The sequence below is a fragment of the Streptomyces sp. NPDC059895 genome, from assembly GCF_042731035.1.
Classification (GTDB): Bacteria; Actinomycetota; Actinomycetes; order Streptomycetales; family Streptomycetaceae; genus Streptomyces.
In genome coordinates this window covers 1-14,788 of the sequence record NZ_JBHWKO010000022.1, presented here as the reverse complement: position 1 = coordinate 14,788, position 14,788 = coordinate 1, and the positions used below count along the sequence as shown (strand labels likewise).

Below are 14,788 nucleotides of genomic sequence, written 5' to 3'. Positions count from 1 at the left end.
CTTGTGCCGCCGTGACGTCACCCTCACTCCCTCCTCCGCCGGAACCCCACCGACCCCCGGTCCCCGCCCCGGGGCCCGCCCCGCGCCCGTCCGTGCCTGCGGTCGGTGCCCTCCGGTGTCCTCACCAGGCCCAGCTCCCCCGCGAGCGCCCAGGTGGCCTGGCGGACGGCGCCCTTGGCGTCGAGGGCGTGGAGGCGGCCGGCGTCGACGGCGGCCTGGAGTTCCTTGAAGTGGGCGGGGATCGTGGTCGTGGCCATGGCCGTACCGGTGATCTTCTGGATGAGCGCGGGCTGGATCTCGGTGGCGCGGCTGTGCCGGTTGACCACGACGGTGGTCTCCTCGGCCTTGCGGATCTGGAGGCGGTCCCACATGCGGACGGCGCGTTTGGCGCCCCGTACGGCCACCACGTCCGGGGTGGTGACCAGCACGGCCGTGTCGGCCATCTCGACGACGGCGGCCCCGGCGCCGCCGAGCTGGGCGCCGCAGTCGACGACGACGACCTCGTAGCGGGAGCGCAGGGCGCTGATGATCTGGCGGGCCGCGCGGTCGGTGACCTCCTCGCCGCGTTCGCCCTCGCCGGGGGCGAGGAGGAGGGCCACGCCGGTGTCGTGGCGGAAGACCGCCTCGGCCAGGATGCGGGGCGAGATGTCGGTGATGGCGGCGAGGTCGACGACCGAGCGGCGGAACTGGACGTCCAGGTAGGAGGCGATGTCGCCGGTCTGGAGGTCCAGGTCGACCAGGGCGGTGGAACGGCCGGACGCCTGGGCGGCGAGGGCGAGCTGGACGGCCGTGAGGGTCGCGCCCACGCCTCCCTTCGCGCCGCTGACGGTGACGACGGTGCCGCCGACGCCGGTGAACACGTCGCCGCCGTGGCCGAGATGGCGGCGTACGCCGACCGACCACCGGGCGACCGCCTGGACGCGGCTGGCCAGTTCCTCGTAGTCGAGGGGGAGGGTGACCAGGCCGCGGGCGCCGGAGTCCATGGCCGCGGCGAAGAGGCCGGGGCTCGCGTCGGTGGTGACGAGGATGACGCCGACCGCCGGGAAGCGCAGGGCGACCTCGCGGACCAGCTCCAACGCCGGTACGGGGCCGACGCGTTCGTGGACGACGACCACCTCGGGCAGTTCGTCGACGGACTCCGCGGCGAGGCGGCCGAGGGCGTCGACCAGCTGGGTGGAGTCGGTGACGGGGGTGACGGGTTCGGCGTCCGGGAGCTGGCTCAGCAGGGTGGTGAGGGAGCGGGCCGCGTCCGCGTCGCCGACGGCCGGGAGGATCCTCGTGGGCATGGCGGCGGCCCCTTACTTGTCCGTGGCGAGTTCGTACGTGCGGTCCTGGTCGGGGACCGCGGTGTCGGTGCCGGGCGCCACCAGCGCCAGCCGGACGCGTTTGGCGAACGACTCGGCGTACGTGATGCGCTGGGCGTCGAGCGTGGACAGGGCGAAGGTGATGGGGACGGCGTCGGTGGGCTGCTGCGCGCGGTTGTCGGCGTCGGGTTCAAGGGCCGTCAGCTCGCCGACGTCGAGGACGCGGGCGTTGGTGACGATGATCTTCGACTGGTCGGGGTCGCTCTCCCTGGCGCCCTCGAAGGTGGCGTAGACGTTGACCGAGGAGCCCGGGGTGATCTTGCCGGCGACGCCGGTGGCGGCGTCGATCATGATGGCGACCTCCTGCTGGCCGGGCTGGAGGGCGGGCTGGTCGACGATCATGTCGCTCTGGAGCAGCGAGCCCTTCTTCAGGGTCGTCACGGCGATCTTCCCGCGGATGGCGGCGAGATCGGTCACCGCGTTCTCGGACAGCCACCGCTCGGGCATCGCTATCTTCTCGAACTGGCCCGTGGTGAGCGGGGTGTAGGGCGCGATATCGGTACTGAGCCGGTAGGCGGCGACCTCGGGGCCGACCTTGGACTCCACGTCGTCGATGACGGAGAGGACGCCGGCGAAGGCGCCGAGGGCACACAACACGGACAGGAGCAGGAGGATCACGCCGCGGCGCTGACGGGAGTTCATGAACCGTGCAACCTCGTTGGGGGTCGGGTCGTGCGGACGGGAGCGGGCGGGCGGGGCGGTGGACCCGGGTCAGCCGCCGGCGGTGAGTGCGCGGCTGTGGCGGCCGCCGCCCGCGGTGAGCGCGCGGACGGGGTGGGTCGTGTCGTGGGCGGGCGGCGGGGTGGCGGAGCAGAAGACGCAGCGGTCGCCGATGACGTCGATGCCGCACCAGTGGCAGACGGTCTGCCGTACCGAGGTGACGAGCTGGTAGAGGACCGACAGGTCGGGGAGGTAGGCGCAGAACTCGACGAGCCTGCCGGTGCCCCACCAGTCGGCGGACTCGGCGGGCAGCTCCGTCTCGCGCAGGCCCTGGACCCGCCAGGCGGGGGCGAGGGTGCCGGTGACCCAGTCGGCCGGGAGCTGTCCGCGGGCGACCAGCATCCACGTACCGAACTCGGGCCCCTGGAGGACGGTGTCGGGTCCGGCCTTCACCAACTGCGGCTGCGGGTGGGCGAGGACCCCGAACTGACTGCCCGGGACCCAGGAGCGGGCGTGCGACTTCAGGCCGACGGGGACCCGGTCGAGCCGGGCGACGGAGGCGAGGAGGGCGCCGGCGTGGAGGTAGTGGGTGAGCAGCCGGCCCGCCGAGGCGAGGACGCCGGGGCTGAGGTCGCAGGAGGCGAGCTGGCGCAGCTGGCGGGCCAGTACGGCGAGTCCGAGCGGGGGCAGGTCGGGCCGGAACAGGGCGATGCGGTCGCTCTCCAGGAGGGAGCGGACGGTGTGCAACCGGTGTTCGACGGCCGGCGGGACGGCCCGCGAGTAGACGACGACGAGGTGGCCGTGCTGTTCGACGAGTGCCTGGACGTCGGCGACGGCCTGGTCGAGGGGCCGGCGGTCCAGGCCGTCGAGCACGGCGGCGGGCAGGGTCCGCTCGTCCTGCGGTGGCAGCGCCAGGTCGGCGCCGGTCACGGCAATGGCTGTTGGCACGCGCAGCTCCCCGATTCCCGCGGTCCGGCCCACCGGTGTTACTCCGGCGCACCGGGGTGACTTCATTGCGTGACTACCTCAGCACTGTATCCACGGCCCTGTGGCCGGAGAACCACTTTCCGTGGCACTTCCACGGCTGCGAAGCAACTCTTCTTCGCGCAAGTCCCGCCAAACCGGCACAGGTTGCCCACACGGCATCCTCCACCTCGCCCAAGAGCCATCAGAAACGGCCTAGACGGTGACGATCGGCCGGTCGCGTCCATCGCTCGAGCGGTACCTCCTCGATCGGTTCATCGGACTGGTTCGGTTTGCATCGCCTGTGCGCCCACGACGGTCAGCAGCGCGAGCTTCTCGGCGGTGTCGGTCCCGGCGCGTGGGGTGAACCAGAGCAACCGCTGGCGGCCGTCCTCGCTGAAGAGGCTGAGGCAGTCGAGGTCGAGCATGCCAACGGTGGGGTGGACGATCCGCTTGCGCTCGTCTCTGCGCACCTCCACGTCCTGGTCGGCCCAGAGCGCCTGGAACTCCGGCGACTGCCGCAGCAGTTCGTCCACCAGCTTGGTCGCCTCGGCGTCGCCCGGGCTGCGTCGCCCGACTGCCGCGCGCAGGTCGGCAACGAACGAGCGTGACTGCGGGGCGAGGTCCTCGTGCGGGTAGATCTGCCGCGAGGCCGGGTCGGTGAACCATCGGTGGATGAAGCTCGCCGCGCGGCCGCGGTGTGCGGACAGGTCGCCGAGCATCGCGATGGCGAGCGGGTTCTGGACCAGAACGGTGTGCAGGTCGGTGCTCACCATCGCCGGGGTCCCGTCGATTCGTGTCAGCAGGTCGAACATCGCGGGGTGGACGTGAGACGCCGTCCCGCCCTGATGCGGGATCGGGCGGTTCGCCAACCGGTACAGATGGTCGCGTTCGTCGCGACTGAGGCGCAGGGCGCGGGCGAGCGCGGCGAGCATCTGGTCGGAGGGCTGCGAGCCGGCACCGCGCTCGAGCTCGGTGTAGTACTCCACCGAGGCGCCGGCCAGAACGGCGACCTCGTCGCGACGCAGACCGGGGACGCGGCGCCGCGGGCCGGGCGCGAGCCCGACCTCCCCGGGGCGGATCCGCTCGCGTCGCGAACGCAGGAAGCCACCGAGTTCGGAGTACCTCGTGTTCGGCATGGGCACAGCCTCCCTGGGCGGCGCCGTTGGCGCCAGGGGACGGCGTCCCCACCTTTGGAAGCAACTGTCGCGGGCCCGCGCCGCGCCACAGAGTGGACGCCATGAACATCTCACTCACGGACACACTCACCGACTCCGGCGCATCGCCGGTCGCTGGAAAGACGGTCCTGATCACCGGTGGCACGAGCGGGATCGGCGCCGCGACCGCTCGGCTCCTGCTCGTGCGTGGCCACCGGGTCGCCGTCACCGGGCGCGACCCTGGTCGGCTCAAGGCCTTCCTCGACGAAGTCGGCCACGCGGACCGCGTCCTGGGCCTGGTAGCGGATGCCTCCGACTGGGACTCCACGAACACGGCGGTCACCAGCACGGTGGAACGCTTCGGATCGCTCGACGCGGCCATCGCGAACGCAGGCGGCGCGTCCGCGGACCACTTCCGGACGGGCGGTGCCGGCGTCGTCGACGGCGGCGATCCGGAGCTGTGGGCACCGATGGTACTCGCCAACGTGCTCGGCCCGGCTCTGCTGGCCAAGGCGGCCCTGCCCCACCTCGAGCAGTCCCGCGGCCGGCTGGTGCTCATCGGCAGCGTGGCCGGGATCAAGAACAGCCCGGGCAACCTCTACTCCGCCACGAAGTGGGCAGTGGTCGGCTTCGCCGAGAACCTCCGCCTGCACGCCACGACCCGCGGCATCGGAGTCACGGTCGTGAACCCAGGCATGATCGACACCGCGTTCTGGCACGGTCAGGCTCCTCCCATCGCGATGAGCCCGGATGCGGTGGCCGAGGCGATCGGCTTCGCGCTCGACCAGCCGGCAGGCGTCGACCTCAACACGGTGACGATCCGTCCGATCGGCCAGCCCGTCTGACTCCCGGCGGGCAGCGTGCTCACTGGTTCAGCGGCCGCAGGCACAGGCTCGTGGTGCCGTCCTCGCTGTACTCCGGGTATGCGAGGTAGTCGCCGTCCTCGCAGCCGTCCGTTCCCGGCTCCAGAACCCGGTACCGCGCGTCCGACGAGCCGCACGGCTCTTCGTTCAGGTCCTGGTCGGTCCAGGAGCCGTCGTTGCGGGCGCAGGAACCGACGGTGAGGGGTTTCGGGCTGCTGTCTCCGCTCGCCAGGCCGACGATCATCAGTACGGGGACGGCCGTCACGAGCAGGCCGAGCAGGGAGAGGGGCACGAGGGCGACCACGCCGGCCGGGCGTCTCATCAGGGGCTTGCCCGGGTCGAGCGGCGGGCGGCCGCCCCAGGTCGTGGGCTCGGGGAGACGGAGCAGGGCGGACCGGGCGCCGAGGTTCATCAGCAGGGTTACGGGGGTGATGAGCAGCGACAGCGGGCCCCACCAGCCCTGCAGCATGGTGTCCGCCTGCATCTCACGGAAGACGGCCAGCCCGCAGAACCGGCAGAACACGCCCTGCCGCCGCAGGAAGCGCATCAGCACGATCAGGCCCTGATGACCTCGGACGGTCACCGGCACGGCCGGGGCGGCTCCGCAGATCTGGCACCCGGGGGCGGCGGCCGGACCCGGCTGCGGATAAGGGTGCGACGCGGGCGCGTACGCCGGGTGGCCGGCCGGAGGGTGGTGGGGAGGCGGGGGTGTGCTCACGACGTCTCCGTTGTCGATCGGCGGTCGGTGGAGCACCCTATCCAGCCCTCCCGGCTACCCCATCGGCCGGTAGTACCCCAGCACCCACGCCAACTGCGCGAACCAGCCCGCCAGTTTCTCCCGCGGCTTGGCGTCCACCACGGCCTCGTAGACCCTTCCGTCGGCGTGGACGACCGCCACCATCAGGGCCTTGCCGTTGGGGCTCGCCTTGTAGTGGACGCTGCGGATCTCGGGCCAGTCGAAGTCCGCCGACACGCCGTACATCTCGAAGGCCACGCCCGAGGCGTCGACGACGACCGAGTTGTGCCTGTCGACCGCCAGGAACTCCGGCCCGGCCGGCACGGGTGGGGGCGCCGGGGCGGCGTGTCCCGGGGCCGGAACGGCGGGGTAGGCGTACACGGGCGGGGGCGGGCCGAAGCCCGGGGGCGGGGGCTGGTGGGTCATCCGGAGGCTCCTCGGGCGGCGCGGTGAACGAGTCGGGCCATATTCTTCCGTCTCCCTGAAACATTTCCTCCGGCCCACCGCATCAATGAGGTGAGGGCGGACGGCAAGGCGTCGCGCGTCCATCGGCTGGGGGGCTCCATGAGACAGGCGCGCGCGGACGAGTACGCGGAGTTCGCTGCGGCGCGCGCCGGGCAGTCGTACCGGTCCGCGTGTCTGCTCACCGCGGGGGACACACACCTCGCCGAGGACCTGGTGCAGGAGACCCTCGGCAGGCTGTACGTCCGCTGGGGGCGGGTCGCGCGGGCCGACAACCCCGCCGGATACGCGCAGACCGTGCTCACCCGCGTGTTCCTCGCCCATCAGCGGCGGCGCAGCAGCGGGGAGCGGGCCGTGGACGTCCTGCCGGAGCGGGTGGACGGCGGCGGCTCCGACGTGCCGTTGCGGCTGACGCTGGTGCAGGCCCTCGGGCGGCTGCCCGCCAAGGACCGGGCGGTGGTCGTCCTGCGGTACTGGGAGGACCGGTCCGTCGAGGAGACGGCCCGGGCGACGAACGCCGGCTCCGCCGCCGTACGGACGCGGTGTGTTGCGGGCCCTCGGACGGCTGCGGGTCGTCGTCGTGGACGACGGCAAGGGCGAGAGCTAAGTCCAGATCAACGTGCAGCCCGACATGTCCGACGTCGCCGGCGAGCTGTACGGCACCGGCTCCGGGACCCTGCCCGACGGCACCCTCGTCACGACGAGGCGGGAACCGGGCGAGAAGGGCGGCGCGGGGGTCGTGATGTGGAGCGTCGACACGATGCGCGAGGACGGCGTGCGCGTGGTGATCAGCGCCTTCAACTCCGGCAGCCAGGAGACCGCCGCGACCCGCACCGACCCCGCCCTCACCCTCGCCCGGCTGCGGGAGATCGCCCTCAGCCCGAAGTGGCCGGAGCTGCTCTGAGGGACACCCCTCGCGCCCCTCGCACCGCTCAGAAGAACTCCGACCACGGCTGGTCCCCGATCTGCTTCACGCACAGCACCAGGAACAGCAGCGCGGCCACCACGAGCATGCCGTTGCTGACCCATCCGTTGCGCCACTCGCGGGGCGTGCGGGAGGAGTTGAGGAGCCAGATCAGGGTGAGGGAGAGGAACGGCAGGAAGGCCGCGCCGAGCACGCCGTAGAGGATGATCAGGCGGAACGGCTCGCCCTGGAAGAGCAGGACGATCGGCGGGAAGGTCAGCCACAGCAGGTAGGCGCGGAACGGCCAGGACCGTTCGCGTTCGCCGGAGGCGACCTCCGCGCCGGTCGTCCGCCCGCGGCTGCGGTAGCGGGCGACGAAGTCGGCGAACATCAGGCTCACGCCGTGCCAGACGCCGATCAGGGAGGTGAAGGAGGTGGCGAAGAAGCCGATGAGGAAGAACTTGGCCGTCGCCGTGCCGTACTCCTCCTCCAGGATGTCGCCGAGCTGGATGAGGCCCTTGTCGCCGCTCGCGAGGGCGATGTTCGCGGAGTGCAGCAGTTCCGCGCCGACGAACAGCATGGCGATGACGAAGACGCCGGTGGTGGCGTAGGCGACGCGGTTGTCCAGGCGCATCACCTTCATCCAGCCGGTGTCGGTCCAGCCCTTGGCGTTGACCCAGTACCCGTAGGCCGCGAGGGTGATGGTGCCGCCGACGCCGCCGATCAGGCCGAGGGTGTTGAGGACCGAGTCCTTCTCGTCGGGCAGGACCGGCAGCAGGCCCGCGAAGGCGTCGGCCAGGTTCGGGGTGACTCGGATCGCCAGGTACACCGTCACCACGAACATGACGCCCACCAGGACCGTCATGACCTTCTCGAAGACCGCGTACTTGTTGAACCAGACGAACACCAGGCCCACCAGCCCGCAGGCGACGGCCCACCACTCGAGGTCCATCACGCCGGGGAAGAGGGCCTGGAGCGGCAGCGCGCTGGACGACATCGCCGCCGCGCCGTAGACGAAGCCCCAGACGACGACGTAGACGACGAAGAAGTACGTCGTCCAGCGGCCGAGGCTCGCCCAGCCGTCGAACAGGGTGCGGCCGGTGGACAGGTGCCAGCGGCCGGCCGCCTCCGCCAGGGAGATCTTGACCAGGCAGCCGATGATCGCCGCCCACAGCAGGGTGTAGCCGAAATTGCTGCCGGCGATGAGGGTGGCGACCAGGTCGCCGGCGCCGACGCCGGTCGCGGCGACGACGATGCCGGGGCCGATGTGACGCCAACTGGCCTTGCGGGGGGTGGGGCCGTCGCCGCCGGCTGGTGCCTCGGAGGCCTCGGAGGCCTCGGAGTCCGTGGGGTTGCCCGTGGTGTCCGCCATGAGGGTCAAGAAAGCCCAACGGCGGCGGTCCGGCAAGGGTGCGTGCGCGATCTCCACCCGATGTGCCCAAGCAACGGTCGGCCCCGTGACCCGTCCGAGGCGGCGGTCGGCGCGCGGGCCGGGCGGGTGCGGGCCGGGCGGGGTGCTACGGCCGGCGCCGGCCGCAGTCGCCGCACCCGCACGTGCCGAGTTCGAACCACACGGTCGTGCCCGAACCGTCCTGGCGGCAGCCCCAGCGACGGGCGAGCGCCTCCAGCAGGAACATCCCCCGGCAGGTCTGCGCACAGCCCGCCTCCGTCACCTGCGAGGTACGGCGCCCGGCGTCGGTCACCTCGCAGCGCAGCACCCCGTGCGCGGCGGACAGCGTGAGCTGGAAGCGCCGCACGGCGGGGGCGCCTCCCACGCCGTCCCGGCCGTGGTGGCGCAGCAGGGCGTTGGTGGCCAGCTCGCTGACGAGCAGGACGGCCGTGTCGGCCAGGTCGCCCCGGTCCGCCAGCCCCCAGCGCTCCAGCTGCCGGCGCACCTCGGCGCGCGCCTGACCGACCGCGGGCGGCCGGAGGTCGTACCCGACACTGAGATGGCCCGCCCCGAGGGGCGGTTGCAGACAGGCGCCGTACGGAGCGTCGGGCTCCGGAAGGCGCCCCCCTGAGAGTTCCGGCATGGCTTCAGGATGGCCGGGCCGGGCGGCCCGTACACGGGGAGGACTACCCGATTCCGTACCTGTGGGGACGCGGGGGGACCCGTGGGACCTACGGGGGGACCCATGGGTCCCTCGGTCTCCGTACGGAGGGCTACGTGTCAGACGTACTGGAGGCGTACGGCGGTGCCCCCGTCGTCGGCGTCGCGGAGGTCGACGTAGGCGCACACCTGGCGGGCGAACCAGAGGCCCTGGCCGGGCTCCAGGCCGGGGGTGGCCGGCGGGGCGAAGCCGATGAGCGGGTCGTCGATCCGCTGGGCCAGGGTCAGTTCGCAGACGCAGCCGGGGGGCTCGCCCCACAGCACGGCGCCGGTGACCGGGCCGAGCGCGGCCGCCACCGCGACGGCCGCCGCGAACCGCTCGGCGTCGGCGCCGCCCATCCCGCGTCCCGCGGCCCAGTCCCGCACGGTGTCCGCTTCGGGCACGGTGAGGCGGCGCGCGTCCGGCGGGGGCGGGGGCAGCGGTACGGCCTCCAGCTCGGCCACGAGCCGGAGCGGATCCTCGTACACGCCCGTGCCGGGGTGGGCGCGGCGGGCGGCGGCCACGAGGGCGGAGCCGGCGGTGCGGGTGTCGTAGACGCACAGCGCGGTGGTGGCGGCCTCGGCGAAGAGGAGGTTGGAGAGGGCCTCGTAGCGGATCCACTCGGCGCTCTCGCGCGGTGAGCGGCCGGCCCGTCCGTTCCACACCGGTTCCATCAGCAGGTGGACGCGGCCGTCCGGACCGGTGTGCCCGGACAGGTGCTCGGCGGCCCGGGCCACGGCGTTGGCGGCGGAGCCGGAGTACCAGTCGGTGTGCGGGACGAAGCCGATCCGTGCGGCGTCGGCGCCGAGGGCGTCGCGCAGGAGGTCCAGTTTGGCGGGGGCCGCGATGGCCAGGGGCGGGGGTTCGTCGGGGGCCGCGAGTCCTTCGGCGAGGAAGGGAAGGGCGGCGGCCAGGAAGGCGTCGTCCGTGGTGGGGGCGGCCATGCGGTGGTCGAATGCCACCGGTGGGTGGACGGGTCGAGCGGTCATCTGGCCCTCAACTTCGGTGTGCGAGGCGGTTGGCGGTGGGTGGAGAGGCGGGTGGGCGGATGGGCGGAAGGCGGGAGGCGGAGGGGAGGAGAGGCGGGAGGGGGCGCGGGCTCGGAGGAGAGGAGAGGCGGGAGGGGGCGCGGGCTCGGAGGAGGTGAGTGGTGCCGGGAGGGTGCGGGGGTCTCACCGTTGGGCCGTCACCCATGCGGCGATCTGGCTGCGGTTGCTGAAGCCGAGCTTGCTGAGGATCCGTTCGACGTGCCCTTCGGCGGTGCGGCGGGCGATCACCAGGCGGTCGGCGATCTGCTGGTTGGCGAGGCCCTCGGCGACGAGTTCGGCGACCTGGGCCTCGCGGCGGGTGAGGCGGACGGCGTCCGGCGGGGCGTCGCCCGGGGGCCGCGGGCTCGCGGCGGGTGCGTGCGGACGGGGTGTGCGGACGGCGGCCGGGGGGCTGTCGGGCCGCCGGTGCCCGGAGGCCGCCGGGCGCGGGACCGGCGGGCGCCGCCGGACGGGGTTGTCGTCGCTCAGGGCGTGGGCGACGAGATCGGTGAGGGGGAGGGCGGCGCCCCGCTCGTAGGCCCGGCGGAAGGCGGTCCGGCCCAGTGCCCGGCAGGCCCGTTCCTCGCTGTCGTGCCGGGTGGAGTTGAGGCACGCCGATCCCCAGCGGCTGCGGTCGACGTCCGCCCAGGTGCGGTCGGCGCCGCCCAGCAGGACGGCCGCGCGCTCGTGGGCGCCGCGCTCGGCCGCGACCCGGGCCAGCAGGTCGAGCGTGAGGCCCATCCCGACGACGTCGTGCACCGCGAGCTTCAGGCGCAGCGCCTCACGGCCGTGCCGCTCCGCCTGCCGCCAGTCGCCCTTCACGCTGTGGGCCAGGGCCAGCATCCGCTCCACGTACGACAGCACCCAGCGCTCGCCGTGCGCGGCGCACAGCGCACGGGTCTCCTCGCAGACCGCGACGGCCTCGTCGGCGTGGCCCAGCAGGGCCAGGGAGCAGGCGAGTTCGACGCGGTCGAGGCCGACGAGGCCGAGGTGCTGGCCGGGGACGCGGCCGCGTTCGACGCCGGCCCGGAAGTGTTCCAGGGCGCCGGACAGGTCGTCGCTGAAGAGGCGGATCACGCCGACGGCGTACTCGGCGTGGGCGGCCTCGGCGGCGTCGCCGAGCCGGTGGGCGAGGTCGCGGGCCTGTTCGGCGAGACGGCGGCCCCGGGTGAGGTCCTCGGGACAGCCGGCGAGGAGCCCGGCGACCCACAGGGCGCGGGCGCGTTCCCGGGTCGGTCCGGGGCTGGCGTCGAGGGCGCGGTCGAGCCAGTAACGGCCCTCGCGGGGTGCGCCGCAGGCGTGCCAGTGGAACCACAGGGTGCCGGCCAGGCGCAGTCCGGCGAGGGCCTCGCCGGGGGCGGTGAGGCTGAAGTCGAGGGCGGCGCGGAGGTTGTCCTGGTCGGCGCGGAGGCGGGCGGCGATGCCGGGCTGGTCCGGGCCGAACCAGTCCCGTTCGCAGGTGGTGGCCCTGTGCTGCATCCAGTCGCGCAGGCGGAGGCGGGTGGTGTGCTCCTCGCCGGGGTGCTGTCCCAGCCGTTCCAGGCCGTAGTCGCGCAGGGTGTCCAGGAGTCGGTAGCGGACGGTGCCGGTGGGGGTCGTCTCGCGGCTGAGGACGGACTTGTCGACCAGGCCGGCCACGGCGTCGAGGACGTCGTGGGCGCGGAGCGGGGGAGCGGAGGGTGCGGTGGGGGGCCCGTCCGTCATCGGTGACCCGTCCGCCATCGGTGACCCGTCCGCCATCGGTGACCCGTCCGCCATCGGTGACCCGTCCGCCATCGGTGACCCGTCCGCCATCGGTGACCCGTCCGCCGTCGGTGGCCCGTCCGCCGTCGGTGGCCCCCCGCACACCGCCTCCGCGGTCTCCAGGTCGAAGCTGCCCGCCAGGACCGACAGGCGGGCCCAGACCAGTTGTTCCGTCGCGCCGCACAGGTCGTGGCTCCAGGCGACCGCGGCGCGAAGGGTCTGGTGGCGGGGCGGGTCGGTGGGGCTGCCGGTGGTCAGCAGGTGGTAGCGGTCGTCGAGGCGGCGCAGGAGCTGGTCGACGCCGAGGACCCGCATCCGGACCGCGGCCAGTTCGATGGCGAGGGGGAGGCCGTCGAGGCGGCGGCAGAGGCGGGCGACGGAGGCGCGGTTGGCGGCGGTGAGGCGGAAGCCGGGGACGACGGCGGCGGCACGGTCGGCGAAGAGGGCGAGGGCCGGGTAGCCGTCGGCGGCGGAGAGGTCGCCGTCGGGATCCGGGACGGGCAGCGGCCGTACGTCCAGGAGGTGTTCCTCCGTGAGGCCGAGCCGGTGCCGGCTGGTGGCGAGGAGGCGTACGCCGGGGGTGCCGTTCAGCAGGGCGTCGGCGAGGGCGGCGCAGGTCGGCAGCAGGTGTTCACAGTTGTCCACGACGAGCAGCAGGCGGCGGTCGCGGACCCGCTCCACCAGGGCGTCCAGCGCGGGGCGGTCGGAGTGGTCGCGCAGCCCCAGCGCGTCGGCGACCGCGAGCGGGACGAGGGCGGGGTCGTGCAGGCCGGAGAGGTGCACGAAGCGCACGCCGTCGGGGAAGGCCCGGGCGACGCGGGCCGCGAGCCGTCCGGCCAGACGGGTCTTGCCGACGCCGCCGGGACCGGTCAGGGTGACCAGCCGGGCCCTGGCCAACAACTCGCGCCCTTCGGCCAGTTCGGCCCGCCGGTCGACGAAACTGGTCGTCTCCGCCGGCAGGCGGCAGTCCCGTCGTGGCGCTGATCCGCCCATGATCAGCCAGTCCTTCGGGTGGGTCCGGAGGGCCGGAGGATACGGCTCCTCTTCCGTGCGGACCCCTAGCCTTCCCCGGTCCGTACATATATGCACGCCCGCCTCACACCTGCGGGTGACCTTCCTCGAGGACCCGGTCGGCATCGCCGCCGGGCCCTACACTGCGCGGCCGGCCCGGCCCCGCGGAGACGGACGCGCAGGCGGATTCCGGTCATCGGCACTTCCGTTCACACTTGACCTGACCATGTCATAGCCCGACGATGAGCGGACCCCGCGCACGGCCGGCGCACAGCACGTCGCACGAGGCACCACCCCCCGCTCCACTCCCCCACGGGTCCGGCGACCCCGGACTTCCGGAGAACCGAGGAGAGTTCATGCGACTCCGTATACGCGGCTCAGGCGTCCGCGGCGGCAGACGGACCGCCGCGCTCGCCGCCCTGATGGCCCTCGCCCTCGCGGCACCGGTCTCGGCGACCGTCACGCCCGCGGCCGCGGGCGGCGCCCCGGAGGCCACGGCCTCCGCCGACGACATCCGCCAGTACGAGATCCACCTCCACCCCAGTACGCCCCGGACGCGCACCGCGATCGCCGCGTCCGGCGTGAGCGTGGACGAGGCCGACGAGGAGACCGTGGTCGTCTCCGGCCGCGCGGACCAGATCGCGAAACTGCGCGCCCAGGGCTACGAGGTCTCGCCGGTGGGCTCCGCGCCGGACCGCGTCGCCGAGGGCGAGGTGCGGCTGTACGACTTCCCCTCCGCCGACTCCCAGTACCACAACTACGCGGAGATGACGGCGGAGATCGACCAGCGGATCGCCGCCTACCCGGGCATCATGAGCAAGCGGGTCATCGGCACGTCGTACCAGGGCCGGAACATCGTCGCCGTCAAGATCAGCGACAACGTGGCCACCGACGAGGCCGAGCCGGAGGTGCTGTTCACCCACCACCAGCACGCCCGCGAGCACCTCACCGTGGAGATGGCCCTGTACCTGATACGCGAGCTGGGCGCCGGGTACGGCACCGACTCCCGGGTCACCGAGGCGGTGAACGGCCGGGAGATCTGGATCGTCCCCGACCTCAACCCGGACGGCGGCGAGTACGACGTCGCCACCGGCTCCTACCGCTCGTGGCGCAAGAACCGCCAGCCCAACTCCGGCTCCTCGTACGTCGGTACGGACCTCAACCGCAACTGGGCCTACCGATGGGGATGCTGCGGCGGCTCGTCGGGCTCGGCGTCCTCCGAGACGTACCGCGGGGCGGCGGCCGAGTCGGCGCCCGAGGTGAAGGTGGTCGCGGACTTCGTGCGGAGCCGGGTCGTCGGCGGAGTCCAGCAGATCAAGGCCGGCATCGACTTCCACACCTACAGCGAACTGGTGCTGTGGCCCTTCGGGTACACCACCGCCGACACGGCCACCGGGATGACGGCCGACGACCGCAACGCCTTCGCCACCGTCGGGCAGTCGATGGCCGCGAGCAACGGGTACACCCCGGAGCAGTCGAGCGACCTGTACATCACGGACGGGTCGATCGACGACTACCTCTGGGGCACGCACCGGATCTTCGGGTTCACCTTCGAGATGTACCCGGGCTCCGCGAGCGGGGGCGGGTTCTACCCGCCCGACGAGGTGATCGAGCGGGAGACCGCGCGCAACCGCGACGCCGTACTCCAGTTGCTGGAGAACGCGGACTGCATGTACCGGTCGATCGGCAAGGAGAGCCAGTACTGCGGCTAGTACTGCAACCGCATCTGGCGTGACGGGGTGTATCAGGTGGTCGTTGATACGACTGTGTGCTGACGCGTTGACGATGGAGCAGGTCGAGTCGTGGT

General features: G+C 73.1%; 13 protein-coding genes and 1 pseudogene. 4 read left to right on the top strand and 10 right to left on the bottom strand.

Translation table 11 applies throughout. From position 1 onward, the window contains the following. Nucleotides 1-23 precede the first annotated feature (23 nt). The 4 genes from ACFV9M_RS23980 to ACFV9M_RS23965 all read right to left on the bottom strand — a co-directional run bounded on the left by ACFV9M_RS23980 (nucleotide 24) and on the right by ACFV9M_RS23965 (nucleotide 4,126). The gene (locus tag ACFV9M_RS23980) at nucleotides 24-1,286 is read right to left on the bottom strand and encodes a CpaE family protein (RefSeq protein WP_385067467.1); all 1,263 of its coding nucleotides are present in this window, start codon (nucleotides 1,284-1,286) and stop codon (nucleotides 24-26) included. Between the two features lie 12 nt (nucleotides 1,287-1,298). Further along, a complete protein-coding gene (gene cpaB, locus ACFV9M_RS23975; protein WP_385067470.1) occupies nucleotides 1,299-2,006 on the bottom strand; it encodes a Flp pilus assembly protein CpaB in 708 nt (235 codons plus the stop codon). Between the two features lie 69 nt (nucleotides 2,007-2,075). Continuing rightward, entirely contained in the window at nucleotides 2,076-2,972 is an 897-nt protein-coding gene (locus ACFV9M_RS23970; RefSeq protein ID WP_385067473.1) for a hypothetical protein, read from the bottom strand. A 290-nt stretch (nucleotides 2,973-3,262) separates the two neighbouring features. Further along, on the bottom strand, nucleotides 3,263-4,126 hold the full coding sequence (locus ACFV9M_RS23965) for a helix-turn-helix transcriptional regulator (RefSeq protein WP_385067476.1): 864 nt from the start codon (nucleotides 4,124-4,126) through the stop codon (nucleotides 3,263-3,265). 101 nt (nucleotides 4,127-4,227) lie between these two features. Here ACFV9M_RS23965 and ACFV9M_RS23960 point away from each other — a divergent pair, with 101 nt between their 5' ends. After that, on the top strand, nucleotides 4,228-4,989 hold the full coding sequence (locus ACFV9M_RS23960; protein ID WP_385067478.1) for an SDR family oxidoreductase: 762 nt from the start codon (nucleotides 4,228-4,230) through the stop codon (nucleotides 4,987-4,989). A 19-nt stretch (nucleotides 4,990-5,008) separates the two neighbouring features. Here ACFV9M_RS23960 and ACFV9M_RS23955 read toward each other — a convergent pair whose 3' ends face one another. Next, nucleotides 5,009-5,725 (bottom strand): hypothetical protein, encoded by a 717-nt coding sequence (locus tag ACFV9M_RS23955; protein WP_385067480.1) that lies wholly within the window; start codon nucleotides 5,723-5,725, stop codon nucleotides 5,009-5,011. A 54-nt stretch (nucleotides 5,726-5,779) separates the two neighbouring features. Beyond that, nucleotides 5,780-6,169, bottom strand: a complete 390-nt coding sequence (locus ACFV9M_RS23950; RefSeq protein ID WP_385067483.1) for a hypothetical protein — start codon at nucleotides 6,167-6,169, stop codon at nucleotides 5,780-5,782. 138 nt (nucleotides 6,170-6,307) lie between these two features. On the opposite strand from ACFV9M_RS23950, the pseudogene ACFV9M_RS23945 reads away from it, so the two are divergent. Both ACFV9M_RS23945 and ACFV9M_RS23940 read left to right on the top strand, forming a co-directional pair. After that, nucleotides 6,308-6,812: pseudogene (locus ACFV9M_RS23945) on the top strand (SigE family RNA polymerase sigma factor). A 24-nt stretch (nucleotides 6,813-6,836) separates the two neighbouring features. Further along, on the top strand, nucleotides 6,837-7,109 hold the full coding sequence (locus ACFV9M_RS23940) for a hypothetical protein (RefSeq protein WP_385067486.1): 273 nt from the start codon (nucleotides 6,837-6,839) through the stop codon (nucleotides 7,107-7,109). 28 nt (nucleotides 7,110-7,137) lie between these two features. On the opposite strand, the gene ACFV9M_RS23935 is transcribed toward ACFV9M_RS23940, so the two are convergent. From ACFV9M_RS23935 to ACFV9M_RS23920, 4 genes are all read right to left on the bottom strand, one after another. Next, nucleotides 7,138-8,481 (bottom strand): Nramp family divalent metal transporter, encoded by a 1,344-nt coding sequence (locus ACFV9M_RS23935; protein WP_385067489.1) that lies wholly within the window; start codon nucleotides 8,479-8,481, stop codon nucleotides 7,138-7,140. 145 nt (nucleotides 8,482-8,626) lie between these two features. Then, complete coding sequence (locus ACFV9M_RS23930) at nucleotides 8,627-9,142, bottom strand: ATP-binding protein (protein ID WP_385067491.1); 516 nt, start codon at nucleotides 9,140-9,142, stop codon at nucleotides 8,627-8,629. Nucleotides 9,143-9,279: 137 nt separating this feature from the next. After that, nucleotides 9,280-10,188: an anti-sigma factor RsbA family regulatory protein gene (locus ACFV9M_RS23925; protein WP_385067494.1), complete on the bottom strand. Its 909-nt coding sequence runs from the start codon at nucleotides 10,186-10,188 to the stop codon at nucleotides 9,280-9,282. Nucleotides 10,189-10,371: 183 nt separating this feature from the next. Beyond that, nucleotides 10,372-12,963, bottom strand: coding sequence for a LuxR C-terminal-related transcriptional regulator (locus tag ACFV9M_RS23920; protein ID WP_385067497.1), 2,592 nt, complete (start codon nucleotides 12,961-12,963; stop codon nucleotides 10,372-10,374). 374 nt (nucleotides 12,964-13,337) lie between these two features. On the opposite strand from ACFV9M_RS23920, the gene ACFV9M_RS23915 reads away from it, so the two are divergent. Beyond that, nucleotides 13,338-14,693, top strand: coding sequence for a M14 family metallopeptidase (locus ACFV9M_RS23915; protein WP_385067500.1), 1,356 nt, complete (start codon nucleotides 13,338-13,340; stop codon nucleotides 14,691-14,693). Nucleotides 14,694-14,788: the final 95 nt, after the last annotated feature.